Below are 26,041 nucleotides of genomic sequence, written 5' to 3' on the forward strand. Positions count from 1 at the left end.
AATGAATATAACCAAGTTACCATTTTTATTATTGATTATTTTACATCTTAACGCCGCCGCTCAAGAAATTCTGACTATTGAAGATGCCGTTAAGATTACGGTCAAAAACAACTATCAGATTATTACGGCCGCCAACAATTTAAAAATTGATTCTGTCTCCGTAAGTCCAGGTTTTGCTGGAATGCTTCCTACTTTAGAAGCAAGTATTGAAGATAATAATAGTGTGCAGAATTTATCACAAACAAGAACAGATGGTTCTCAAGTAGAACAGGACAATGCTAAAAATAATAGTTTGGACTATGGGGTAACTTTAGATTGGACCTTATTTGATGGGTTAAGTATGTTTGCGGCATATGATCAATTGAAACAGAACCGAGAATTAGGTGCAGAAGAATTAAAGCAAGTGGTGTTAACCAAGGTTGGCGAGGTAATGATAACTTACTACGATTTGGTACAACAACAACAGCAATTAGCCGCTTTGGACAGTACTATTTTTATTTCAGAACAAAGAGTAGAATTGGCTAAAAATAGATTCTCTATTGGAAAGGCCTCTAAACTGGAAGTTTTAAATGCTCAAGTAGATTTAAATACCGATCAAACTTTAATGCAACGCCAAAAAGAACTGTATGCAAATACCAAAATTCAGTTGAACGAACAATTGGCGAGAGACTTAACAACCGATTTTAAGGCAGTACCTGAAATTTTTGTTGATGAAAGTCTAATACTGACCGATTTAGAATCGAAGTTAATGGAAAATAATCCCGAATTAAATGCAGAACGAATCAGTAGAAGGATAAGTGAGCTAGAACTTAAACAGGTTAAGGCATCAAGGTACCCCACCATTTATGCTACTACCGGTTATAATTTTGGAAAATCAGAATCTAGTCTTGGTTTTACTACAAGTTCGGAGTCTAACGGATTTAGTTATGGATTTGGGGCAACATTAAATTTATTTGATGGATTTAATCAAAATAGGAATGAGAAAATAGGAAAAATGGAATTGGAAAACGCAGCAATAGCTATTAAAGAAAAAGAACAACAGCTGCTTTCTACTTTGAGTACAACCTATCAAACTTATTTGACCAATATTAGTTTAATTGAACTAGAGGGAAATAATGAAGCAATAGCGAAAGAAAATTTAGACATAACCGTAGAAAAGTACAGGATAGGAATTATTCCTACAATAGAGTTTAGAACGGCACAACTTAATTATATAAATGCTAGGGTTAGGTTTAGTAATGCAAAATTTCAAGCCAAATTATCTGAAATTATTTTAAAACAAATGTCAGGAGAATTGGACATATGAAACTGGTTCATTATGAACGGTAAAGCCTTGGAATTTAGCCATCAATTACAGAACAATTTCCAAGACTCGTGATCAGAACTAATTAATTAACTGGTAAACCTGTTTGGCAATTTCTAATTCTTCATTTGTAGGGATTACCAGAATTTTAACCTTAGAATCCGTGGTGTTTATTTCTCTAACATTTTTAGATCTTAAATCATTTTTGGAGTCGTCTAAGTGAAGATTAAAACACTCCATATCCTTGCACACAAGTTGGCGCATTAAACTGGAGTTTTCTCCAATACCGGCAGTGAAAATGATAGCGTCTAAACCGTTCATTGCCGCTATATAGGCGCCTATGTATTTTTTAATTCGGTAGGCGTTCATTTCTAAAGCAAGAATGCAATTGGTATTACCTTTACTCGCCTCTACTTCGATATCACGTAGGTCATTGTAACCTGTAAGGCCTAGCATTCCACTTTTTTTGTTCAAAAGTTCATTTACTTCATCTAAACTATACCCAAGTGTATTCACCATATAAAATATAATGGAATGGTCAATATCTCCACTTCGTGTACCCATTACCAATCCGTTAGACGGTGCAAATCCCATACTGTGATCAATACTTTTACCATTCTCAATAGCTGTAATACTACACCCGTTACCTAAGTGAATGGAGATAAGTTTAGTGTTTGTTTTTCCTAAGTATTTATTCGCTTTTTCCGAAACATATTTGTGGCTGGTACCATGAAAGCCATACGCCTGAACTCTCTTTTCTTCGAACAGGATATTGGGAACGGCATATTTTTTAGCTTTTATGGGTAACGTACCATGAAAGGCAGTATCGAAAACAACGATCTGATTAGCTGATTTAAAAATTTCTTCCGCCATTAGTATTCCTTCTAGATTAGCAGGGTTATGTAAAGGGGCTAGGGGGGAAAGTGATTTTATTTTTTGCTTAACTTCTTCATTGATTAAAGTAGTATCAACATAATCTTTACCACCATGTACCACACGATGACCAATGGCATCTATTTCCTCTGTACTATTGATCACGCCCATTTCAGCATCAAGCAAAAGAGAAGTAATTCGCTCTAGGCCAGCTTTGTGAGTTGCAATTTCATAGGTTTTTTCAACCTTATGTGTATCCGTTTTATAGGTTGAAATAGCTTGGATACTACCAATGCGCTCTATAGATCCTTGGCAAATAATCTTTGCTGCAGGCATATCTAAAAGTTGATATTTTATAGATGAGCTACCAGAGTTGATAATTAAAATGTTCATGAAAATGAGTTTAGAATCCTTCTGCTTGAATAGCAGTAATTATTACGGTGTTAAAAATATCATCTACGGTACAACCTCGGCTTAAATCATTAACCGGTTTATTTAGACCTTGTAACATTGGTCCGATCGCCAAGGCACCAGTTTCTCTTTGTACCGCTTTATAAGTATTGTTTCCTGTATTCAAGTCAGGGAATATAAACACGCTAGCTTGCCCTGCAACTTCAGATTCGGGCAATTTACTTAAACCGACTTTGGCATCAACGGCAGCATCATATTGAATGGGACCTTCCACTTTTAAGTCGGGTCTTTTATCTTTTATGATTTCAGTAGCTTTTCGTACTCTATCAACATCTTCACCAACACCCGATGCTCCTGAAGAATACGATAGCATGGCTACTTTAGGTTCTATGCCAAATGCAGCGCTTGTTGCCGCAGATGAAATTGCAATTTCAGATAATTGCTCTGAAGTAGGATTAGGGTTAATGGCACAATCTCCAAAAACAGTGACCCTATTGGGTAAACACATAAAAAATATAGAAGATACTATAGAAACACCAGGCTTTGTTTTTATAAACTGTAATGCAGGTCTTATGGTATGTTGGGTGGTATGTACGGCACCGGAAACCATGCCGTCAGCATGCCCTTTATAAACCATCATGGTACCATAATATGATACGTCTTCCATTAAATCTTTGGCCATTGCCAAGTTTACGTTTTTATGCTTACGTAATTCAAACAGGGTAGTGGCGTAATCTAAAAAATTGTCAGATGTTGTAGGATCAATAATGTTTATGGTGCTAAGGTCTATGTCAATATCCAGTTCAGTGATTTTTGAAATAATCTGATCTCTATTGCCTAAAAGTGTAATGGTTACCGCTTCGGCATCTATCAGCATTTTGGTTGCCATCAGAATTCGTTCATCTGAACCTTCGGGCAGTACAATATGTTTTTTAGATGATTTGGCTTTTTGCAGAAGGTTATATTGAAACATTCTAGGGGTTATGCCCTTAGCTTTAAAAGTAATTAACCTTTCAGCCAGTTCTTTGGTAGGAATGTGTTTTTCGAACTCTTGTATTGAGGTCTGTATTTTTTCGGTATTTTCAGCATAAATACGAGGTCTAATAGTCCCTATTTTATTGGTGACATGGAAGGTACCTCTTGCTACAGATAGAATGGGAATGATGTCTGAAAGTCCCTCTATCAACTTTATAATAGATTCTTCCGGTAATAAACCACCGGTTAGAACAATACCGGACAAGCTAGGGTAGTTCGTAGAAATATTGGCTTGTAGCGCCCCTAAAATAATATCTGCGCGATCACCAGGTGTAATTACCAAGCTATCATCTTTTAAATGCGTTATGTAGTTACGTAATTGCATGGCGCCAACACTAAAACTACCAACTTGATTATTGATATAATCTTCACCAAAAAGTATTTTAGCATCTAATTCTTGGGCAATTTCCTTTAATGTAGGGCTACCTAAAATAGGGTTTACAGGTATGGTAGCTACCAATACGTCATTGGGTAGTTTTTCTTTTAATCCTTCAGAAACAATAGAAACATTTTCTGGTTGTACTTTATTGGCTACGATTAAAAGTACATCTAAACCTTTCTCTTTAAAAGAGTCATATGCCATGTAAAGATTACCGACCAACTCATCCAAAGTTTTGTTTTTTCCGCTTGCTAGAATAACTGCAGGTATGCCTAGGTTTTTTGCAATAAGAACATTAATGTCCCATTCAATTATGGCACCTTCTCCAGAAAAATCGGTTCCTTCCACTAAAACGAAATCGAACTTTTTTTCTATAGTTTTATACTTGTGTATAATATGCCCTACAATTTCATCGTCTTTATCTAGGTTTTTTAATTGTACTACTTGGCTTCGTGTATATGCAAAAGCTTCTTCAGGCTTCATATCTACATTAAAGTAGCTTAAAACAGTGTCAATATGATTGTCGGTTTTACCTTCGGGAACATCATCGATAATAGGTCTGAAATAGCCAACCTTGGCAGTTCTACCTAAAAGAAGCTGCATAAGACCTAATGAAATAATTGATTTTCCACTATTTGGTTCTGTAGTAACAATATATATAGCTTTACTCACTTGTAAATGGGATTAGTGTTTATCAAATTTATAGGATTTTGTCAGGGAATACTATTCATGGGTTATAAACTGACATTTTCGTTTAAAATAACATTTTTTTATGTTTTGTAGTTTTAAAATAAACATAAGTGGTTGACTCTAAATATTCAAGTTTCAAAAATATGGATCAAGGGTATTTTGTAATATGATGAAAATCATATAAACTAGAAAGATATTTACAGAGTTTTGGGGGAATACGATCTTAAATCTTGACTAGCTTACATTTAATAACACATTGGTCATTTAAAGTAGTCAACATCAGTATCATCAAGTACACAATTTTTACTAAAAGGTGCGTTAAGCTATTAGAGGCTATTGCATTGCCATAGCTTTTAAAACCCTGATACTGCAAAGTGCTTTATATTAATCTGTTGCAGCAGAATTGAATTTTATGAAAAAATATGTAATTACAGTTTTGATGTTGGTCATAGGGGTAAGTACCGCTATTGCCCAAGATTGGCTAACAGATTTTACTGAAGCAAAAGAACTTGCTAAAACTCACAATTTGCCTATTGTCCTTGTTTTTCAAGGTTCAGATTGGTGTGCACCTTGTATTAAATTGGATAGATCGGTGTGGTCAACAGATGAGTTTAAGAAGTATGCCATAGACCATTATATTATGTTACAAGCAGATTTTCCACGTAGAAAAAAGAATGCATTGCCAGTAGTGCAATTAAATAAGAACAAGGTTTTGGCAGAAAAGTACAACCGTCAAGGTATCTTCCCCTTCGTGGTAGTAATGAATGCAGATGGTAAAGTGTATGGCGAAACCAGTTATAAAAAACTGTCACCAAAAGAATACATTGAAGAATTAAATTCATTCATAAAATAGCTTGAAAAAACTAGTTCTCATAGTAATGATATGTTCTGTTGGGCAGCTTCTGGCTCAAGAGCCTTTTAAGCGTACTATGAAATTAATGGGTAGTCGATTTGATATTACGGTTGTAGCTAAAGATCCTATTGAAGGTGAAGAGTATATTAATTTGGCTGTCAGTGAAATAACAAGAATAGAAAAGTTGATTTCTTCTTGGGACCCAAATTCACAGACATCGGAAATTAATAAAAATGCAGGCGTACAACCTGTTAAAGTTGATGCAGAATTGTTCAATTTAGTACAAAGGGGAATAGGAATTTCTACATTGACCGATGGTGCTTTTGATATCAGTTATGCATCAATGGATAACATCTGGAAGTTTGATGGTAGCATGACTGAAATGCCTGAAGAAGCAGCCATTAAAGCATCCGTTTCTAAAGTAGGATATCAAAATATCCTCTTGAATAAAGAAGATCATACCGTTTTCCTCAAATTGAAGGGTATGAAAATAGGTTTTGGAGCAATAGGAAAAGGTTATGCGGCGGATAAGGCAAAAGAATTATTGATTTCCAAAGGTGTGGTAGCAGGTATTATAAATGCATCTGGAGATATGAATACTTGGGGAAAGCAACCTAATGGTGATAGTTGGCAAGTAGCCATTACCAACCCAATGAATAAGAACAAGGTGTTTGCATTATTACCCTTGGATAATGGAGCGGTGGTTACCTCCGGTAATTATGAGAAGTACGTAACTTTTAATAATACCAGATATACACATATTATTGATCCCCGTAGCGGTTATCCGGCAACGGGAATTGTTAGCGTAACAGTATTTGCCCCAAAGGCAGAACTTGCAGATGCGCTTGCAACATCTGTTTTTGTAATGGGTAAAGAAGTGGGTTTAAATAGAATAGAGCAGTTGCCAAAGGTAGAGTGTATCATTATTGACGACTTGGGTACTATAATTACATCTAAGAATATTCAAATAAATAAGTAAAATGAAAAGGATTTTAATTGTGTTGGTAATGATTGGTGGTCTTAGTAGCTGCACGGTATTAAAGGAGTATGATAAAGTAAATATCAACGATCCTGACATGACCTTGCAAGATAAAAAGTGCGATAGAAATGTGATTACCATGCATTCGTATAGAGAAGCAGCGGTAGGCGCAAATGGAGGTAAAACAGGTGGAGGCTGCGGCTGTAATTAGTAAGTAATGAAACAACAAAGACATAAGTTTAAATTTATAGTGCTACTCATTGCATGTATGCTATGCGGTGCTGGTTACGCCCAGCAAAATACCGGTGCAACCAACTCTTATAAAAAACGTGTGTTGGAAACTACCGAAGTAGATTTCTTGAGCAGTTACTATTCTCAAAACGGTGATAATGCTGCTGTTACCGGTGGTATTGGTACAGAAGAACTTACAGATGTTACGGGAACTGTTATAGTATCGGTACCATTGAATGATGATGATATTTTAACCATAGATGCTGGTGTTTCTGCCTACACCTCTGCATCTTCCAGTAATGTGGATCCATTTGATGGAAGCGAAAGGGCAGATGCTTTTGTAGCAAGTACTGGAGCTTCTAGGTCAGATGTATGGACCAACTTGTCCGGCACATATACGCATAGTTCAGATGATAGAAATACTATGTACTCTGGAAATCTATCAGTGTCATCGGAATATGATTATTTTTCATTCGGATTTGGTGGTGGGTTAACAAAGCTCTTTAATGAAAAAAATACCGAGGTAAGTATTAATGCAAATATATTTTTAGATACCTGGACTCCTATCTACCCAACGGAACTAAGACCATTTGCAAGTGGAGCAAATGGGTTGGATAACGGATTCTTTTCAAACAAGACAATTACCGGGAACACAGATTACAGTCCTACTTTTGAGAAGTTTACAGATGAGACAAGAAACTCCTATTCGGTAGGTTTGGGCTTTTCTCAAATATTAGGTAAAAATCTTCAAGGTTCATTGGCTTTAGATTTTGTAAAGCAAGATGGTTTACTGAGTACACCTTTTCAACGTGTTTATTTTGCAGATGTAGCCGATTCATTTATTCAAGAATTTCAACTTGCGGATGCTATTGAGCAATTACCGGATAGCCGCTTTAAAGTTGCAGGTGGCGGAAGGTTGAATTGGTATATAAATGAAAGTGTTGTGTTACGATCCTACTATAGATATTATTTTGATGATTGGGGTATTAACTCGCACACGGCAAGTGTAGAAGTGCCTATTAAGCTAACGGATAAGTTTACGGTATACCCATCCTATAGATTTTACCAGCAGTCAGCCGCAGATTATTTTTACAGATATGAAGAAGCATTTTCTACGGATACGTTTTATACCTCTGATTATGATTTGTCAAAATATTCGGCAAACCAATTTGGAATGGGAGTTTCCTACACGGATATTTTTACAAAAATGCATGTCTGGAAACTCGGACTTAAAAGTATAGATGTAAAGTTCTATAAATATGATAGGAATACGACCTTTAGTTCCAGCATTGTTACAGCAGGCTTTAAGTTTGTGATGGATTAATTTTATATTACATTTTAATAATTTATAATGGTTTTACGAGAAGAATATGACCTAATATGTGTAGGTGCAGGTATCATGAGTGCTACGTTAGCTTTATTGGTAAAACAGTTAAAGCCAGACCTTAACGTTTTGATCGTTGAACGATTAGGTAAAGTGGGACAAGAAAGCTCTGCCGCTTGGAACAACGCCGGTACTGGTCACTCTGCCTTATGTGAGTTGAACTATACTCCAGAAAACGAAGATGGTGCTGTAGATATTAGCAAGGCAATTAACATCTGTACCCAGTTTGAAATATCTAAGCAATACTGGTCTTATTTGGTAGCGGAAGGCTTGATCAAAGACCCTAAAACATTCATCACTCCTGTACCACATCATAGCTGGGTAAAGGGAGGAGAGAACGCCAACTATCTTGAAAATCGTTTTAAAGCTTTTAAAGAGCATTTTATGTTCAACTCGATTGAGTTTACTAGAGAAGTTGAAAAAATGAAAGAATGGTTTCCTTTAATGATGCATAATCGTACTGAAGATGAGGTTATGGCAGCATCGCGCATAGATAGGGGAACCGAGATGAATTACGGCGCATTAACGGAAAAATTATTTGCTATACTTAAAGATGAATATGATACTGAAGTATTGTTCCATACAGAGGTTGAAGACATAGACCCTGACCATGATGAAGAATGGTTGGTGAAAATGAAAAATTTAGAAACAGGTAAGAAAAATACGATCGATGCCGAACATGTTTTTATCGGTGCCGGTGGCGGTAGTCTTTTATTGCTGCAAAAGGTTGAAATTGAGGAGAAAGACGGCTACGGTGGATTTCCTGTTAGTGGCGAATGGTTAGTCTGTAAAAATCAAGATATCATTAATCAGCATAACGCCAAGGTATATAGCAAAGCAGGTATTGGTGACCCGCCTATGTCGGTACCGCATTTAGATACCCGTTATATCAATGGAAAGAGAGAATTGTTGTTTGGTCCGTTTGCAGGTTTTAGTCCAAAGTTTTTAAAAGAAGGTTCTTATCTAGATTTATTAAAGTCAATTAATTTTGACAACATACCATCCATATGGGGCGTGTTTTGGCATAATCTTCCGTTGACAAAATATTTATTGGAACAAGTGGCCATGAGCTTTGATGATCGCATGGAATCATTGCGTCAATTTGTTAAGGATGCCAAAAATGAAGATTGGGAAATTGTAATTGCAGGTCAACGTGTTCAAACGATAAAAAAAGATGAATTTGAAGGCGGTTCGTTGGAGTTTGGTACACAATTGGTAAGTAGTAAAGACGGTAGGATTACATGTTTGTTGGGAGCATCACCAGGAGCTTCAACTTCTGTTAAAATAATGCTCGATGTTATTGAAAAAGCATTTCCAGAATTGATAGCATCGGAACAAGGGAAAGATAAACTAAATGAAATGGTCCCATTTTATAACAAGGAAGTCACTAAAGAATTATTCGATCAAGAATTGGCTAGGGTAACCAAAGATTTGAATTTGTAGTTTAAGGTAAATCTTTTAAGATACTTTTATGCTTATTAGAACAACAAGAGTACAATAAATAGACCGTACTTGCATTATCCTTAATTAGATAGATGGTAAGTACAATTACATGCATCATAAAATTTTAATCCTTTTTTTATTTTTGATTACCGGATCTGCCTCGGCACAGTTGAGCGATTTGGCAAGAATAGATTTTACATTTATACCCAATAAAAATTCTGATGTAGAATATACCCGTTCTAGAGTATTGATAAATGCTCCAATTCCTTTAAAGGGAGAAGGAAAATATTTGTTTTTAGGGTTTGATTATAGCAATATTCATCTTCGCTTTAAAGATGAAGAATTGCCATTTGATAGAAATCAATTAAATGACTTTAGAATACTTGATTTTACCATAGGGTATACACAGCCACTAAAGAATGATTGGCGATTAGGGGTAAGGTTTCAGCCGGGTATAAGTACAAACCATACGGCAAGAAATTTAACGGTTGATGACATCGTCTTTTCAGGAGACTTGGTTTTTATTAAAAAATATGAAGATGACTATAAGCCATCACGTTTGATCTTAGGGCTTTCGTATTCCCAAAATAGAGGCTATTTATTCCCTTTACCTTTTATAAGCTACTACAAAAAATTTAGTGCAGATTGGTCATATAATTTGGGGATTCCCAAAACCAATTTACAATACCATATATCGGACAAACATAGAATGAAGTTGTTTGCCCAATTAGATGGTTTTACCTCTAATGTGCAGAATGGGGCACTGGTGAATGATACGTATGTTGCGGAACTCATAAATATGTCTTTGATCAATGGTGGTCTACAATATGAGTATCATTTTACAGAACACTTTCAGCTAGATTTAAGGGCGGCTTATAATTTTAGTTTAAGCAATAAGCTAAAAGATGGAGACAATAATACCATACTTACAATAGATAACGATTCTAGAAGTTATTTGAGGGCGGTATTGAAATTTAAAATATAAACTAAAAAAACGCCAGAATTTTTATTCTGGCGTTTTAGTATTACAATAGCATAAGGGTATTAACCTATTACGGATTTCTCCGTAATAAACGGTTGATTATAATGTCTTTGTCCTGTAGCTTTATAAAGGGCATTGGCCAACGCGCCAATAATTGGAGGTAAAGATGGCTCTCCCAAACCTGTTGGGTCAATTCCGTTATCCACAAAGAACGTTTCTATTTCTTTAGGTGCTTCCTTATGTCTTATTAAGCGATAAGTGTCAAAATTCTTGTGTTGTGGTTGCCCGTTTTCAAAGGTCATTTCACTATAGGTGGCATGCCCTATGCCATCTATAATACCACCTTCAATTTGGTTTTTTGCAGCCATTGGGTTGATTACAATACCGCAATCTACCGCACACCATACTTTATCAACTTTTGGAGCATCCGTATCATCATTTAAGTCTAATACTTGTGCAACATAAGAGTTATGGCAGTAATAGGCAGAAACACCTCTTTTTGCACTACCTTGCCCGTTAGACCAACCGGATTTATCCCTTACCAATTTTAAAACACCGGCATAACGCTCGGGATCGTAATCGTTCTTTTCTGGTTCACCAACAGGATTTTTAATTGCTCTGTCAAAAAGTTCCAGTCTGAACTCAATAGGGTCTTTACCTGCGGCTTCTGCAACTTCATCAATAAAGGCTTGTTCTGCACCGGCAACAAAGTTTGAGCGTGGTGCTCGCCAAGCTCCGGTAGTAACTACCGTTTCTAAATTAAACTTCTCAGCTAAGTAATTATCTACGGCACCGGCAGGAAACCTGTTTTCAAAAAGTAGGTCGTCATTAGATCCGGCACCTTTAACATGCCATGCAAGCAAGTTACCCTCTTTATCCAATGCTGCTTTATATTTTACCTTGTATGTAGGGCGATATGTACCTTGGGTCATATCATCCTCTCGGGTATATACTAATTTTATGGGAGCTTGCATTTTTTGTGAAATCACCGCAGCTTCTACTCCAAATGTTCCATAGAGGCGTCTTCCAAAACCACCACCCATACGGGTCATTTTAATATCGATTTTTTCAACCGGTAAGCCTAATCTAGAAGCCAATGTTTTTTCTAAAAACTCAGGTGTTTGTATGGGACCGTTCAATAGCGCCCTTTCTCCATTTACATCTGCAAAGAAGTTCATGGGCTCCATGGTATTGTGTGCTAAAAATGGTGCGCTATACGTACGTTCAATAATCTTATCGGCTTTTCTAAATGCACTTGCCACATCACCATCTTTACGTGCAGGTTTTTTAGAAGTAGAATTCAATAATTTAGTCAATGCCTCATCATGGCCTTCGGTACTTTCTAAGGTCGAAGTTTCTTCCCATTCAACCTTCAACGCTTTTTTGGCTTGCATACATTGCCAGGTAGAATCACCTACAATGGCTACCAATTTAGCAATTGCACCACCATCGGACCATTGTTTTTCAACATTTTCAGGATAAACATCAATAGGGAAAACATCTTTAATGCCGGGCATAGATTTTACAGCTTCGGCATCCATTGATTTATAGGTGAGTCCAAAGGCTGGTGGATGTATGATCATGGCAATCATCATACCTTCCTCTTGAATATCAATACCAAATAAAGGTTTACCGGTAACCAAATTAGGTCCGTCAACATTTCTTTTATCCGTTCCTATAATATTGAAATCACTTGTTTCTTTTAACGCAACCTCTTCTGGCACGGTCATGGTAGCGGCTTTAGAGGCCATTTCTCCAAAACCAGCGGAATTGTCAGAGGCGGTATGGCTTATAACACCATTGTCAACTGTTATTTCAGAGGCATCTACTTGCCATGCATCCGCTGCCGCAGCAACTAACATATGTTTTGCTGTGGCACCGGCCATTCTAAGTCCAGACCAACCAGCTCTTATAGATTGGCTTCCTCCCGCAAGTTGTCTTTGGAAAATATCGGTATTCAAAGGGGCTTGTTCAACCACAACGTCTTTCCAATCAACACCTAGTTCATCTGCTATGATCATAGGCATTGAGGTTTTTACATTCTGTCCAATTTCTGGATTTGGAGACATTATGGTTACCAAACCGTTATCGGCAATTTTTAAGAAACCATTAATGTTGAACCATTCCTTTGGTATACTTTTTATTTGTTCTGGTGTTGGTTTGCATGAAGCAAGCCAGCTAAACCCTAAGATCATTCCGCCACCTGCTAGCGTACTACTTTTTAGAAAGGAACGTCTATTATATGAAGTTTTAATGAGTGTCATCTGTTTGTTTTTTTAGAAGGTTAAAATCTCAATTAGAGTGCAAATCTTTTACGCATTTGAACTACTTGCAGCGTTTTTAATTGCTTTCTTAATTCGAGTATAAGTACCACAACGGCAGATGTTACCGTTCATGGCATCTTCAATTTCGGTATCGGTCGGATTAGGATTTCTCTTTAAAAATGCACTGGCGTTCATAATTTGACCGGCCTGGCAATACCCACATTGGTAGACATCTTCTTCTAACCAAGCTTTTTGAACTGGGTGATCTCCGTTTTCAGAGAGACCTTCAATGGTAGTAATTGATTGTTCGCCAACCGCTGATACGGGTAATTGACAAGACCTAACGGCATTGTCGCCCAAATGAACGGTGCAAGCGCCACATTGCGCAATACCACAACCAAATTTTGTACCTACTAATTTTAAATGATCTCGTAGCACCCAAAGCATTGGCGTTGATGGGTCAACGTCTACTTCTTGGGTTTTTCCATTAACTTTTAAATTGAAGTTTGCCATGCTATTTTTTGTATTTGTTTGAGTCGCTTGAAATTAAGGTTTTTTTTAGAGTTTTAATGTGGTTTTAACTTTAAATATTCTTAAAGAAATGCCAACTTTTTGGTTAGCCATTTAGAGTGTCCAATTTGAAAGAGTTATTATAATATTTTATCGTGATATCGTAAGAAAAGTTATGCAGGTACATTTATCAAAATTAATAACCAATTGCTTAAGGGCATTTAATTGATAAGCACGGTATGATTACTCAAAATATAACCTCAATTTCAGAATCTATCATAGACACGGTAGGCAACACACCATTGGTAAAGCTTAATAACGTTCTTGATGATTCACATTTTAATTTATTTGGTAAACTAGAGGCGGCTAACCCTGCGGGGAGTATTAAGGATAGAACCTCACTTTATATTATAGAACAGGCACTTGCAAGTGGAACAATTAAAAAGGGAGATACCGTAATAGAATCAAGTTCCGGAAACATGGCCTTGGGCCTTGCCCAAGCTTGTTTGTATTATGGTTTAAAACTTATAGTCGTAGTGGACCCCAAACTAAATTCACATACAGAAAAGATTTTAAAAACCTATGGCGTACGCATTGAGCATGTTACGGTACCCAAGGAAAATGGCGGCTATTTAGCGGCTAGGCTTGAGAGGGTTCAACAATTATTGGATCAAATACCCAACAGTTATTGGTCTAACCAATATGGTAATCAAAATAATCCATTAACGCATCATGAAACTATGTCTGAACTAATGGATTCTTTACATGGCAAGTTAGATTACCTATTCGTTGCTACAAGTACTTGTGGAACACTAATGGGCTGTGCAGATTATATCCACGAAAACCATTTGAACACCAAAATTATTGCCGTTGATGCCGTTGGAAGTGTTCTTTTTGGCGGTCCACCATTAAAGAGGTTGATACCGGGTCATGGTGCCGGTGTGCCCTCTCAATTTTTAAATACCAGTAGAATTTATGATCATGTGTATGTAGATGATGTGGATTGCGCCCGCGGATGCTGGAGCTTACTGGAAAAAGAAGCCATTTTATGTGGTGGTTCTTCTGGTGGAATGATCAGTGCCGTACGTAAATACAGTCAAAAAATGGAGCAGGATAGTAATTGTGCACTGTTTCTATGTGATCGTGGAGAACGTTATTTAGATACCATTTATAATAGAGATTGGTTATTAAAAGAACTTCCGGAAAGTAAAAACGCTTTTACGCCAATTGGCGGTTGGTAGAAGAGATATGTTATGGAAAATACACAATCATATAAAATAGGCATTGTAGGTTTTGGACCTAAAGGCTTCTATGCATTTGAAAGATTAATTGCATATATAAAAACTTATAATCTGTTTGAACACATACAAGTACATATTTTTAATTCGACGGGTTTTTTAGCCTCTGGAGATGTTTATAGACAAGATCAACCGGAGTATTTGATCATGAATTATACCAATGGTAATATTTCTGGTTGGGCTTTGCAAGAGCCATTTTCAGTAGTACCTAAAACTCCTGATTTTGTATCATGGCTTGAAAATAACAATTATGGAAGCACTTCGCCTAATTCATATGCTCCTAGAGCGCTAGTAGGTGAATATTTATCAGATTGTTATCATCAGGTTATGGAACATTTACCAGACAATGTAGAAGTTATAGATCATATAGGTTTGGTCACTAATGTAGTCAAGAATAACAACGAGTATCAGTTGCATTTTAAAAATGATGGGCTATCACAGGAATACGTGGTTAATTGTGATAAGGTACTTTTTACTACTGGTCACAATACGTTTAAATCTCAACGAGATAAATCCGTTGATAATGCCAAAAAGATAAACTTTATTTACCCTACCAATGATACATTAAAACATCTGAAAAAAGATTCATTAGTGGGAATTAAAGGCTTTGGGTTAACCGCCATTGATGCTATTTTGGCGTTGACCGAGGGTAGGGATGGAACTTTTGTCAAAAATGAAAAAGGAGTATTAAAATACGAGGCATCTGGTAAAGAACCATTTAAAATTTATCCGTTTTCAAGAACCGGATTGCCAATGATACCTAGAAATGGTTCCACTGAATCTTCTATAGAATTACATTATTTTACCCAAGAGTGTATGGCTCACTTAAAGGAAAATAAACCCGTAAGTTTTGAGTGTACGGTACTACCTTTGATAAAGAAAGAATTCTATTTTGCTTACTACAGTGTTTTGTTCAAAAACTATGGACATCAGTTTTATTACGATGAAGATTTTACCGTACTGGAAAATCAAGTGCAGTACTTTCATGAAGATTATCCTGAATCACCCGTTTTTAATTGGGATAGCATAGTAAATCCGTTTAATGATGAGCCTATTTTATCAACGGTGCTTTTACAATGCTATCTAGAATTTTTAATACAGGAAGCAAAAAAAGGAGAGGATGAAAGTCCATTTTTGGCTGCTGTTGGCGCATGGCGCAAAATAAGTCCGTTATTCAATGAACTGTACAGTTTTGGAGGATTGGATGCCGCTTCGCATAAATTGTTTGATACGTACTATTTTGGACTGTTCAATAGATTGTCATATGGTCCGCCAGTACAGAATATGCAGAAAATGCTGGCATTGTGCAAAGCGGGTATTTTAGATTTCACTTATATAAAAGCTTCGACTTGTTCAGAAAACACCGTGGACGACAATTATACTTTGCAATTAAATGATGCCCAGGCTACAGAACTAAATTACATAGTCAATGCCACCATTTCCAGAGCAAGAGAGGGTGAATTTAAAAACGAGCTATACCAAAACTTAATAAAGAACGGTCTAGTACGTGCGTTTCAAAATAAACTAAATACCAGTTATAGCCCGGGTTGTGTGGATATAGATGAAAACGGTAATGCCATAAATGCACATGGTAAAGTTGATTCCCATATTACATTTTATGGTACTCCAACTGAAGGAATAACCTGTGATAATGATACCCTATCTAGGTCTAGAAACAATTTTGCAACTATTTGGGCAAAGCAAACCTGTTACAGCATATTAAAAAAAGCTAGAATCACCGAAAATTATGGAGGAGAATAAGATGTATTATAAAGGAAAACCAAAATATCAACTTACACCGAAAACATCGGATTGGATGCATGAATTATTTAACAATCAATCCGTTGTTAAAGGTTTGGTAGAAAGATATGGTTCACCGATCAATGTACATCATTTGCCATCTTTCAACAACAATTGTGAGATGTACAAACAAGTATTTGAGAGTTACGGATTAAAATATAGAATCTTCTATGCCAGAAAGGCCAATAAATCTAGAGGGTTGGTAAAACAAGCATTTGCATCGGGTATTGGTGTAGATACCGCCAGTTTTAAAGAATTGGAACAATCATTGGCATTAGGTGGTAATAGTGAAAATTTAGTGCTTACAGCTGCAATTAAGACAGAACCGCAAATTGAATTGGCCATAAAGAATGGCGTTCCTATCATATTGGATAATGAAGACGAGTGTGTACTAACACAAGCAATTGCCAATAGAATTGGTCTAAAAGCAAATGTAGGTTTTCGCATTAGCGGATTTACCGTTGACCAAGAAAAACTTTATAGCCGTTTTGGTTTTGATGTTGATGAGGTAGTAAACTTCATTGCATCATATGTTGGGGAAAACAAGTCCTTTGATATGCTTGATGTTACCGGACTTCACTTTCATTTAGATGGATATTCCACTTATCAACGCAGCGTAAGTTTGGTTGCCAGCGTTCAAATATTTTCAAAGTTGAAAGAAAAAGGATATGCAATGTCCTTTATTGATATAGGTGGGGGTATACTAATGAACTATTTAGAAGATGAAAAAGAATGGAATACATTCAATGAACATTTGAAGAAGTCGGTCTTGGAAGATAGCAATGATATTACGTTTAACAATAATAGTCTTGGTTTTAGACTGGAGGATGGTCAGTTACGTGGTAAACTGAATACGTATCCGTTTTTTAATGAGATAAACAAAGAAAGTTTTATTGGAGAAGTACTGGATTTTGTAGATGATCAATCTGGTTTGTCGGTAGCATCATTATTAGTAAAGAATGGAGTTGAATTGCGAATAGAACCCGGTAGATCATTATTAGATCAAGTAGGTATGACAATTGCAAAAGTGATACACCGAAAGAAAGATGCAAAAGGGCAGTGGTTGGTAGGTCTAGAAATGAATATGAGCCAAATGATGAGTTCTAGCGCAGATTTTCTTTTAGACCCGTTTATGTTATATAATTCTGAGGTTGAAAAAAACGAGAATGTAGATGTATTTTTTACAGGAGCCTATTGTTTAGAAAGAGATGTGTTGCTGAAGAGAAAAATAACCTTGCCTAGATTACCTGCAATAGGGGAGTATGTTGCTTTTGTCAATACTGCTGGTTATATGATGCATTTTTTTGAAACCGAGGCGCATTTATTTGAGTTGTCATCCAATCTAATGTTTACGGGGTCCAATGAAAAATTATCGTTTTTTCAATTTATTGATGATGCCAAAATTGCCTTGGAACAGTAAAGATATCTTGCAATATGTAATGCATCAATAACTGTATTTTTCAAGGTAAGGGAACGGTATGGTATTGGGTAAATTGTATTAAAACAATATATCATGAAAATACAAGCATATTTAGCCTTTAACGGTAATTGTCAAGAAGCATTGCACTTCTACGCAAACCTGTTCAATGCAGACATAAAAAATAAGCAAACATACGAGGATAAGAAAATAGATGTTCCGTCTTCTTATCGTGGAAAATTACAGCACGCAGAGCTCAAAGGAAAAGGAGTTCATTTTATGGCATATGATGCCTCTCCAGACACACCTTTGAACAAAGGCAATCAAATTAATATGAGTGTTGATCTCGATAATTTGGACGAAGGCAAACAGTTATTTAATGACTTGTCAAGTGGAGGTCAAGTACACCATGAATTTAGGGAACGTGAATGGGGGCATTTTGGTAGATGTACCGATCGTTTTGGTATAGGATGGATGGTAAACGTTGATAAGTAAAAATCAAAAATAAATAAAGTAAGAGGTATTTTCTAGCGGCAATTATTGTCGTTTGAAAAGCCTCTTTTATTATTAACCTCGCTAGGCGAGTAAAAACAAGAGAATTTATGGAAATTATATATGAGTATGATGGTGTAACAGCAAGTGACAGGTTGGAAACATATATCAAGGACAAGCTGGACAAATTGCATGCAAAATTTGATGATGTAATTAGGGCAGATGTATTTATAAAGCAAGAAAACACATCTTCTGATGAAACAGGTATGATCTGTAATATACGGTTAAGTGTACCTGGTCCTAGAATTTTTGCAGAAGCCAGTAATCAAAATTTTGAAGAGTCGGTAAACGAATCTATTAGTGAACTGGAAAGACAGTTGAGAAAACGTAAGGATAAAATGAAAACGTATTAAACTTAGATTATGAAAAAAGCATTGTTATTATATTTTGGTAAAAAGTTCTATAAAAGTTGGCTAAGGAAAAAACGAGCTCAAGCAGCTAGAACTTAAAATTAAATATTACGTATAAAAATAGCCCTTGCTAAAACAAGGGCTATTTTTATTGATAATTATATAAGATTATCTATAGTCTTCAAGAACTTCCGTGGTTTCTAAATCATTCTGTAATTGTTCTCTTTGTGCTCTGATAATTTCCTTTAAACGGTGTGGCATCATGGTTTCTGCCAAGGCATTATCATAATCGTTAATGGCTGCTTTGTCTCCCCTAACTGCTTCCTCTAGCATTGCTTCATCATTATCCTCAGCAAAGAATGCCTTAACATCCATCCAAGTTCTGTGTAGTGTACCGGCTGCGCTACCTTCAATTTGAACGCTACCTAAATCTAATTCAGGAACAGAACCTCTAAGTTCTTTCAAGAACTGCATGCGATCTATAATTTTTTTCTCAAAGTAACTTTTAATTCCTACATCCTTTGAATTTTCAGATGCTTTTTCAAAACCTTTAATGGCATCTTCATTTTTACTTACCAAGTCTTTAAGACTATCTTCAATTTTCTTTATATCGTTATTCATAATATTAAATTTAATAGGCAATCATGCCTGTTATTAATCATTTCTGTTATAGGCAATTTAAGGGTAAACGGGCGTTTACATTGACGTTATACGATAGTACTTTAGCTGTATGCAGTTAAGCTTTAAACTCTTAAGAATTAGCTTCTAAAAGAAGGTTTTAGCATAGATTTTATATGGATAGAGTTAAGTTGAAATCTAGGTAGTGCTTACATTGTTATCGAACTTAAAAAAGAAAAACTATGGGATTATCACCACTATTTGGAGTAGCAAAAATGTTAGTAAGAAGTAGAAAATTGAAAATGGCGGCCGTTGGTTTACAATTGGCCTATTTAGGGTACACTTATTATTCAGAGAAGAAAAAAAATAAACAGGTGTCAAAATAATTTAAAATTTAAAGTTAAACATCTGATATTCAATTAATAATGTGTATTTATTAAAGTTATTAATTTACAGAATAAGATAAAACCTATGAATTTTTATTAATAATCAATTGAATGAGTTGCTAGACCTTTGGAGTATGAAATCCCAAAATCTAGTATTATGAACAATTCATTTAAAATTAGCCTTTTGTTCGCCTGTATGGCAACCATGGGTTATGGCCAAGATTTGGCCTACAACGATTCTTCAACCAGTTTTCTTGAAAGAAAGGTTACAGAAGTTTCTAACCGCACAGATAATTACAACAAGTTAAAATCACTTGGTTATTCAGATGAAGAAATCTTTGAAGACCTAGGTAATGCCAATTTCCTGACCAAAAAATACGAGAATGCCTTATACTGGTATGGCAGACTTATGGAAATTTCTGAAGATGGTACCTTAAAGAAAAGTTACCAAAAAAGATTTGATCACGCCGTTTCTCAGTTAGGTAAAGAGGTACAAAACGAGATTGCCGATGAAAACTGGACAGAGCTGGTTAAAGATGACTATAAGATGACCCGTAATGTTATTCACCCACGTCTTACCTCAAACAACAGACGAAATTTTTTACCGTGGGATGACAACCAGATGAGTAGCGAATTTGCAGCTACAACAAAAACACCGGCAAAAAAAGCATCAGGTGAGTACGCTCCGCCAGTGGCGTTGACCAATGGTGGTAATACGGCATACTATAGTAAAACCGTATATCGTAAACCCGTAACCGGCATGTTCTCCAAGAAAAAAGCAGTCCATAAAATTTATAAAGCTGACAAAGTAGGCGGCGAGTGGAAAAAAATAACCGAAGTAGCGGTTTGTCCAGGTGATTACTCGGCAAAGCACCCAGCCGTATCACCAGATGGCAGTAGATTGTTCTTTGCTTCTAATATGCCGGGAACGTATGGTGAGTATGACATTTATGTGGCAACCATTCAAAAAAACGGAATGTTGGGTCAGGCGAAGAATCTAGGTGAAAAGGTCAATACCGCTAAAAATGATATTCACCCTAACCCTATATCTAACGGTAGTCTAGTATTTGCCTCTGACGGTAGGGAAGGCTATGGAGGTTTAGATGTGTACATGGTAGAGGTTGGTCAACGTAGTGTAGGGCTGGCGGTTAACATGGGTAATACAATTAACAGCTCTTATGACGAATACTCCGTAAACTTATTGCAAGGTGATGGTTCCGGTTACGTGGTATCTAACAGAATTGCAAAAGGTAAGCATACACAGAACGTAGCATTTAACTTAAATGATAAACCTATAAACGAAAGAGACAGAGATGATCGTTTCTTGGAAGCTTTTAACTCAGAAAAACAGATGCAATATTCTAGCTCTGTATTTGAAGATGAATAACCACCCATTATTCATATCCCCCAATTCATAGACAATTTCAATTCTAATCATTAAAATCAAACGTTATGGAAAGTCCGTATAAAATCAGTAGTTTTCTTATTGCTTTATTTTTATTGGCTCTTGTCCAAACAGTAAAAGGTCAAGAAACCAATGCAAACTTAGGCTCCAGTAGTACCTACCACAATCAATTATTCTTCAACAGGTTTTTTATAAACCCAACATTCTCTTTGGTACGTGAGAACAAATCATATTTGAACATTCTACATAGAAACCAATATGCAACCTTTGACGACAACAGTCAAAACTACTTTCTAGGTTTCAGTAATAAGTTAAATGACCATACAGCTGTAGGTATTGGCGTATATAGCCAATGGTCTGGTGTGGTTCAAGAATTTGGTTTCAATGCCAACTACGCATCATCTGTTCGTTTAGGAGACAAATCTGTATTAACGTTTGGTACCAATGTAACTTACTTTAATCAAGGTTTGGACAAGAATAGAGTTGTTGTAAGTACAGATGACCCAGAGATAGCAGATGCTAGAAAAGAAAGTAAAATTGCGGTACAACCAGGTATCAATCTATCACTTGGTAGTTTTGATTTTGGACTGTATGCAGAAGATTTAGTAAAATACAATCAAACAACGAACGAATTTTTGACCGATTTGTCAACCAAGAGTGTTAAGGCATCGGTTCAATATACCCATTCATTTGAGCATTCAAGAGGACTTTTTGAAAATGCGAGATTAATGCCAATGGCTCAAGTAGGGCAAAATTATGATGGTAGCCTGTACTACTTTGGTTCCATGTTATTAGACTTACCAAATTATGGTTGGTTGCAAACTACGGTAGACCAAGAATATGGTGTAGCAGCTGGTGTAGGTTTTAACTTAAGTGAAAAAATGTCTTTAGGTTATTTAATGGAGAAAGATCTATCAAGTGATGATGCCAACCTTGGTTGGAACCATGAGATTACATTGGCATATAAGTTTAAAGATGATGATTTGGCCATTTCGGTAGCAGATAATTCATCGGACAATCAAATAGATAATATCGTAAGAAATTATGAAGAGCAAATAGCCAATTTAATAGAAGAAAGAGATAGTGCAAGAAAAGCAAGTAGAAGAAAGCAAGAAAGTAGTTCTAATGCACCTGTTTCAGAAAGTAGTTTGGCTTATGAAAATAAAATAATCTTAGATGAACTGATTCTTCGTCAAGATTCAATTGAGAGTGAAAGAATAGCAGCGTTTGAAGAGCGTTTTGAGCTAATTGTAAGAATGTTGCGTAACGATATTGATACTACCATTAAAAGCTCTTTACAAGACTTTAGTGTAGAGGAAAACACCTCATATGTAAACAATGATATCGTGGATGATGCTATAGATTTTGTAACAGAGCCTGCCGATGCATTTGCTACGGGTACAACATCAACATCTTCAAATACATCTACAGCGGCAACATCGACTTCTTCAAGAAGGGCGAACTTCAAGGAGTTTCCATCAACAAGAGATAATTTTAAAGAAATGCCTGTTAAAATGTTAGTGGATTCAGATGCAATAGATATGAATTCAGGATATTATGTTATCGCAAACGTATACAGCCAAACAAAGTATATGAATGCATTTATGAAAGATTTACGTGAAAAGGGTTTGGATCCAAAGCAATTTTACAATAAGGAGAACGGTCTATATTATGTATACTTGGCAGACTATGATTATAAGAACGAGGCACAAATGGCTGCAAGTACGGATTTAAACGGTAAATACAATCAAGAGAAATGGATCATGCAAGTGAACGAAGCAACTGCAACAGCATCCAATACTTTTGAAGACGATTATATAAGTAGAGAATAATGAATTGAGTTTCCATAATTTCCTAAGGTTTTATGGTTGATTTGAATTGTCAATAAAAGGAGGGGTGTTATCCGGGGGGATGACTGGGTCCCCTCCTTTATTATTTGGTTTACATTGGTGGTAACTCTTGATTTTAACTTTACGTTAACTATCGATGAATTACCTTATTTTTTAAGAAAAATTGGTAGTTGAACGAAAATATATGGGTTTTCAACGGCTATGTTGCATTAATTTATATATTTCCAACACCAAAAAGATTCAAACCCAATTGTATAACCCCAAATCCCCCCACAACCATGAATGAGTATTACCTACACAATTCCCATTTTAAAACACATCTTTTTCTTCACAGGTTTTCTAATTTTTTAGAACTCAAAAATCTCACAGATTTACTGTTTGGCAAACGGCTCGGTTTTATGAACTGAGACGTTAGCGGTCATCCGTTTTTCAATTAGATTTTTTAACTGAACAATAGCAAAGAACTTTCAATTTTTGATTGCTCTTTAGGGCAACTTTTGTCTATTGATTTGTAAAACTGAATTTATAGTTTTCACTATTTGTTCATTTACATGTCCGTTGTTTAGTGGTTTTAACCTTTGTAAAAGGTTTCTGAAATTATTAAAAACTAACCGTAGTCATTATTCTGTAAATAGAATATTGGCTTCAAAAACTATGGAGATTATGAAAAGCTCAAATATTAGAATAATAGTATTGGAAAAAGATACCTCACTGCATACCGTTTATAGAAATCATTTTGAGGAAATAGAAGGTTATGAAGTAGTGGGCAGTTACACGTCTGCCAAAGATGCCATCAAAGATTTCAAGTTTACAAGACCTCAAATTGTACTTTCTGAAATAGAATTGAACGATATGAACGGCGTAGATGCCATTAAATTGTTTAAAAAGAAAGACTGGGAAATCAAAATTGTAATGTTCAGTGAAAATAATGATTTTGAAGTGATTAAGAATGCGTTCAAAAAAGGAGCAAATGGTTACCTAACAAAACCATTGACCCTGGATAAATTGGAACACGCCCTAAAGAGTATGGAAAAAGAAGGTGCGGCAATGAGTAATGATATAGTCAAGAAAATCATTAGCAATTTTCATAGAAAAACCTTTGCTTTTTTCTCAGAAAGAGAAAATCAGATCGTAGATTTTTTATGTCAAGGAGCTACTTATAAAATGATTGCCCAAAAGCTTTTTGTAACACCAAGTGCAGTAAATTTCCATATTCAGAATATCTATTTAAAGTTAGATGTTAACTCTAAATCAGAAGCACTTTCTAAATTGGAACAATTACAAAATCAGCTATAAAAGTGGTATAAATTAAAATCTTATTCTTTTGATTGTAAAGGTAATACGAAAACCTTTTCGAAAATTATTAGTAATTTGAAATTAATATAAAGAATTGCAAATCAACACTTTAATGGTTTTTATTTAAAAATTTAAATTTAATTAAATTCAGTTACGATAATTTTTCGTAGCCTAAATATCTATTGCTAAGGATAGTACTTATTTTTGGTTTAACTTATTACAGCAAACCAATTTATACTATTTATGTACCATTTAGGATTAGATATAGGAAGCTCATCTATTAAGATAGCCTTGGTAAATGCTTCAACGGGAAAGAGCGTTGGGGTAGTTACTGAACCAGAGACAGAAATGTCTATGGAGGCTGTAAAAAATGGTTGGGCAGAACAAAGTCCATTAGATTGGTGGCGTTATGTTTGTAGCGGCATTGACAAACTATGTACACAAGAAAAAATTGAAAAATCAGATATATCGGGTATCGGTATATCCTATCAAATGCACGGTCTAGTGCTTATTGATAAAGAAGGGAATCCACTTAGAAAATCTATTATATGGTGCGATAGTAGGGCAGTGGGTATAGGTCAACATGCATATGAAGAAATGGGGGCCAATACCTGTAATTCGCATCTACTGAACTCGCCATCTAACTTTACGGCTTCTAAATTAAAATGGGTAAAGGAAAATGAGCCCGATATCTATGCGCAAATCTATAAAATGATGCTTCCGGGCGATTTTATCGCCTATAAGTTATCTGGTGTGGTAAATACTACAGTTTCCGGCTTGTCAGAAGGTATATTCTGGGATTTTAAAAGTGATGCCATAGCAGAAATTCTACTTGATCATTACGGACTGGAAAAAGAGATGATTCCAGATATTGTGGATACCTTTTCTGTACAATCTAAAGTAAATGAAAAAGGTGCATCTGAAAGTGGGCTACAAATAGGTACGCCAATTCTTTATCGTGCAGGAGACCAACCCAATAACGCTTTGACCCTAAATGTATTTAATCCGGGTGAAGTAGCGGCAACGGGCGGCACATCTGGTGTTGTATATGCAGTGACGGATAATCTTTCTGTAAAAGAAAGCTCAAGGGTAAACAATTTTGCACATGTAAACTACTCTCTTGGAAAACCCGCTAGAATAGGAAAATTACTTTGTATTAACGGAGCAGGAATACAATACCGGTGGTTACTTAATAATTTAAATGTCTCCTCTTACGAAGAAATGAATATACTGGCCAACGAAGTGCCGATCGGGTGCGATGGGGTATCCATGATTCCCTTTGGTAACGGGGCAGAAAGAATGCTGGAAAGTAAGGAAGTGGGTACTAGGATCATCAACCTAAATCTGAACAATCACGGAAAAGGGCACTTGTGCCGTGCAGCATTGGAAGGTATTGCCTTTTCTTTTGTTTACGGTATGGAAATTATGGAATCTGACGGAATAAAAGTAAATGTAATGCGCGCCGGGAACGATAACCTATTTCGTTCAGAAATATTTTCAACTACGGTAGCCACTTTAATTGGTTATGATATTGAAATTTATAATACCACTGGGGCGATCGGTGCAGCAAGGGCGGCCAATCTGCATAAAGGAGATTTTAAAGCTTTTGGTAAAACGGTTTTGGATAATGATTATGTAATGACCTTTAGTCCAAAAGAAGATAAAACGGCATATAAAAACGCGTATGCCACCTGGAAAAATGAATTGGAATTAATATTGAACAACTTATAAA

The 26,041-nt window shown here is 35.9% G+C and carries 22 protein-coding genes; 17 read left to right on the forward strand and 5 right to left on the reverse strand.

Annotation, left to right across the window (positions count from 1 at the left end; translation table 11 throughout):
• Position 1: 1 nt before the first annotated feature.
• Positions 2–1,306: a TolC family protein gene (locus tag I600_RS15585; RefSeq protein ID WP_058105482.1), complete on the forward strand. Its 1,305-nt coding sequence runs from the start codon at positions 2–4 to the stop codon at positions 1,304–1,306.
• 78 nt (positions 1,307–1,384) lie between these two features.
• Here the strand turns inward: I600_RS15585 and I600_RS15590 are convergent, their stop codons facing one another.
• Positions 1,385–2,569, reverse strand: coding sequence for an acetate/propionate family kinase (locus tag I600_RS15590; RefSeq protein ID WP_058105483.1), 1,185 nt, complete (start codon positions 2,567–2,569; stop codon positions 1,385–1,387).
• Between the two features lie 10 nt (positions 2,570–2,579).
• Entirely contained in the window at positions 2,580–4,673 is a 2,094-nt protein-coding gene (gene pta / locus I600_RS15595) for a phosphate acetyltransferase (protein WP_058105484.1), read from the reverse strand.
• Positions 4,674–5,103: 430 nt separating this feature from the next.
• Between pta and I600_RS15600 the strand changes: the two genes are divergently transcribed.
• From I600_RS15600 to I600_RS15625, 6 genes are all read left to right on the forward strand, one after another.
• Complete coding sequence (locus tag I600_RS15600; protein ID WP_058105485.1) at positions 5,104–5,544, forward strand: thioredoxin family protein; 441 nt, start codon at positions 5,104–5,106, stop codon at positions 5,542–5,544.
• 25 nt (positions 5,545–5,569) lie between these two features.
• Entirely contained in the window at positions 5,570–6,523 is a 954-nt protein-coding gene (locus tag I600_RS15605; RefSeq protein ID WP_082642999.1) for an FAD:protein FMN transferase, read from the forward strand.
• A gap of 1 nt (position 6,524) precedes the next feature.
• A complete protein-coding gene (locus I600_RS15610) occupies positions 6,525–6,734 on the forward strand; it encodes a DUF4266 domain-containing protein (RefSeq protein ID WP_058105487.1) in 210 nt (69 codons plus the stop codon).
• Between the two features lie 57 nt (positions 6,735–6,791).
• Positions 6,792–8,078, forward strand: coding sequence for a DUF3570 domain-containing protein (locus I600_RS15615; RefSeq protein ID WP_058105488.1), 1,287 nt, complete (start codon positions 6,792–6,794; stop codon positions 8,076–8,078).
• Between the two features lie 27 nt (positions 8,079–8,105).
• Complete coding sequence (mqo, locus tag I600_RS15620) at positions 8,106–9,581, forward strand: malate dehydrogenase (quinone) (RefSeq protein WP_058105489.1); 1,476 nt, start codon at positions 8,106–8,108, stop codon at positions 9,579–9,581.
• Positions 9,582–9,690: 109 nt separating this feature from the next.
• Positions 9,691–10,566, forward strand: coding sequence for a DUF6268 family outer membrane beta-barrel protein (locus I600_RS15625; RefSeq protein ID WP_058105490.1), 876 nt, complete (start codon positions 9,691–9,693; stop codon positions 10,564–10,566).
• Positions 10,567–10,625: 59 nt separating this feature from the next.
• On the opposite strand, the gene I600_RS15630 is transcribed toward I600_RS15625, so the two are convergent.
• Entirely contained in the window at positions 10,626–12,827 is a 2,202-nt protein-coding gene (locus tag I600_RS15630) for a xanthine dehydrogenase family protein molybdopterin-binding subunit (RefSeq protein WP_058105491.1), read from the reverse strand.
• 48 nt (positions 12,828–12,875) lie between these two features.
• Positions 12,876–13,340: a (2Fe-2S)-binding protein gene (locus I600_RS15635; protein WP_058105492.1), complete on the reverse strand. Its 465-nt coding sequence runs from the start codon at positions 13,338–13,340 to the stop codon at positions 12,876–12,878.
• A 236-nt stretch (positions 13,341–13,576) separates the two neighbouring features.
• On the opposite strand from I600_RS15635, the gene sbnA reads away from it, so the two are divergent.
• From sbnA to hpf, 5 genes are all read left to right on the forward strand, one after another.
• Complete coding sequence (gene sbnA / locus I600_RS15640) at positions 13,577–14,578, forward strand: 2,3-diaminopropionate biosynthesis protein SbnA (RefSeq protein WP_058105493.1); 1,002 nt, start codon at positions 13,577–13,579, stop codon at positions 14,576–14,578.
• Between the two features lie 12 nt (positions 14,579–14,590).
• Positions 14,591–16,396, forward strand: coding sequence for an FAD/NAD(P)-binding protein (locus tag I600_RS15645; RefSeq protein WP_058105494.1), 1,806 nt, complete (start codon positions 14,591–14,593; stop codon positions 16,394–16,396).
• Complete coding sequence (locus I600_RS15650; RefSeq protein ID WP_058105495.1) at positions 16,383–17,855, forward strand: type III PLP-dependent enzyme domain-containing protein; 1,473 nt, start codon at positions 16,383–16,385, stop codon at positions 17,853–17,855. Before I600_RS15645 ends, I600_RS15650 begins: the two co-directional genes overlap by 14 nt.
• A 93-nt stretch (positions 17,856–17,948) precedes the next feature.
• Positions 17,949–18,347, forward strand: a complete 399-nt coding sequence (locus I600_RS15655) for a VOC family protein (RefSeq protein WP_058105496.1) — start codon at positions 17,949–17,951, stop codon at positions 18,345–18,347.
• Between the two features lie 107 nt (positions 18,348–18,454).
• Positions 18,455–18,757, forward strand: a complete 303-nt coding sequence (hpf, locus tag I600_RS15660; protein ID WP_058105497.1) for a ribosome hibernation-promoting factor, HPF/YfiA family — start codon at positions 18,455–18,457, stop codon at positions 18,755–18,757.
• Between the two features lie 165 nt (positions 18,758–18,922).
• Here the strand turns inward: hpf and I600_RS15665 are convergent, their stop codons facing one another.
• The gene (locus I600_RS15665) at positions 18,923–19,375 is read right to left on the reverse strand and encodes a ferritin-like domain-containing protein (protein WP_058105498.1); all 453 of its coding nucleotides are present in this window, start codon (positions 19,373–19,375) and stop codon (positions 18,923–18,925) included.
• 239 nt (positions 19,376–19,614) lie between these two features.
• Here I600_RS15665 and I600_RS19245 point away from each other — a divergent pair, with 239 nt between their 5' ends.
• From I600_RS19245 to I600_RS15685, 5 genes are all read left to right on the forward strand, one after another.
• A complete protein-coding gene (locus I600_RS19245; RefSeq protein WP_156894519.1) occupies positions 19,615–19,758 on the forward strand; it encodes a hypothetical protein in 144 nt (47 codons plus the stop codon).
• A gap of 157 nt (positions 19,759–19,915) precedes the next feature.
• Positions 19,916–21,145, forward strand: coding sequence for a TolB family protein (locus I600_RS15670; protein WP_082643000.1), 1,230 nt, complete (start codon positions 19,916–19,918; stop codon positions 21,143–21,145).
• Positions 21,146–21,210: 65 nt separating this feature from the next.
• A complete protein-coding gene (locus I600_RS15675; protein ID WP_058105500.1) occupies positions 21,211–22,995 on the forward strand; it encodes a PorP/SprF family type IX secretion system membrane protein in 1,785 nt (594 codons plus the stop codon).
• Between the two features lie 681 nt (positions 22,996–23,676).
• Positions 23,677–24,309: a response regulator transcription factor gene (locus I600_RS15680; protein ID WP_058105522.1), complete on the forward strand. Its 633-nt coding sequence runs from the start codon at positions 23,677–23,679 to the stop codon at positions 24,307–24,309.
• A gap of 243 nt (positions 24,310–24,552) precedes the next feature.
• Entirely contained in the window at positions 24,553–26,040 is a 1,488-nt protein-coding gene (locus I600_RS15685; protein WP_058105501.1) for a xylulokinase, read from the forward strand.
• Position 26,041 lies beyond the last annotated feature (1 nt).

The organism is Maribacter dokdonensis DSW-8, from assembly GCF_001447995.1.
Taxonomy (GTDB): domain Bacteria; phylum Bacteroidota; class Bacteroidia; order Flavobacteriales; family Flavobacteriaceae; genus Maribacter; species Maribacter dokdonensis.

Coding starts and splice junctions, on each gene's coding strand:
- I600_RS15625 (WP_058105490.1), top strand. CDS start 9,691: ATGCATCATAAAATTTTAATCCTTTTTTTATTTTTGATTACCGGATCT.
- I600_RS15605 (WP_082642999.1), top strand. CDS start 5,570: ATGATATGTTCTGTTGGGCAGCTTCTGGCTCAAGAGCCTTTTAAGCGT.
- I600_RS15685 (WP_058105501.1), top strand. CDS start 24,553: ATGTACCATTTAGGATTAGATATAGGAAGCTCATCTATTAAGATAGCC.
- I600_RS15655 (WP_058105496.1), top strand. CDS start 17,949: ATGAAAATACAAGCATATTTAGCCTTTAACGGTAATTGTCAAGAAGCA.
- I600_RS15630 (WP_058105491.1), bottom strand. CDS start 12,827: ATGACACTCATTAAAACTTCATATAATAGACGTTCCTTTCTAAAAAGT.
- I600_RS15600 (WP_058105485.1), top strand. CDS start 5,104: ATGAAAAAATATGTAATTACAGTTTTGATGTTGGTCATAGGGGTAAGT.
- I600_RS15670 (WP_082643000.1), top strand. CDS start 19,916: ATGAACAATTCATTTAAAATTAGCCTTTTGTTCGCCTGTATGGCAACC.
- I600_RS15615 (WP_058105488.1), top strand. CDS start 6,792: ATGCTATGCGGTGCTGGTTACGCCCAGCAAAATACCGGTGCAACCAAC.
- I600_RS15610 (WP_058105487.1), top strand. CDS start 6,525: ATGAAAAGGATTTTAATTGTGTTGGTAATGATTGGTGGTCTTAGTAGC.
- sbnA (WP_058105493.1), top strand. CDS start 13,577: ATGATTACTCAAAATATAACCTCAATTTCAGAATCTATCATAGACACG.
- I600_RS15675 (WP_058105500.1), top strand. CDS start 21,211: ATGGAAAGTCCGTATAAAATCAGTAGTTTTCTTATTGCTTTATTTTTA.
- I600_RS15635 (WP_058105492.1), bottom strand. CDS start 13,340: ATGGCAAACTTCAATTTAAAAGTTAATGGAAAAACCCAAGAAGTAGAC.
- I600_RS15645 (WP_058105494.1), top strand. CDS start 14,591: ATGGAAAATACACAATCATATAAAATAGGCATTGTAGGTTTTGGACCT.
- I600_RS19245 (WP_156894519.1), top strand. CDS start 19,615: ATGGGATTATCACCACTATTTGGAGTAGCAAAAATGTTAGTAAGAAGT.
- I600_RS15585 (WP_058105482.1), top strand. CDS start 2: ATGAATATAACCAAGTTACCATTTTTATTATTGATTATTTTACATCTT.
- I600_RS15650 (WP_058105495.1), top strand. CDS start 16,383: ATGGAGGAGAATAAGATGTATTATAAAGGAAAACCAAAATATCAACTT.
- I600_RS15680 (WP_058105522.1), top strand. CDS start 23,677: ATGAAAAGCTCAAATATTAGAATAATAGTATTGGAAAAAGATACCTCA.
- I600_RS15665 (WP_058105498.1), bottom strand. CDS start 19,375: ATGAATAACGATATAAAGAAAATTGAAGATAGTCTTAAAGACTTGGTA.
- hpf (WP_058105497.1), top strand. CDS start 18,455: ATGGAAATTATATATGAGTATGATGGTGTAACAGCAAGTGACAGGTTG.
- mqo (WP_058105489.1), top strand. CDS start 8,106: ATGGTTTTACGAGAAGAATATGACCTAATATGTGTAGGTGCAGGTATC.
- I600_RS15590 (WP_058105483.1), bottom strand. CDS start 2,569: ATGAACATTTTAATTATCAACTCTGGTAGCTCATCTATAAAATATCAA.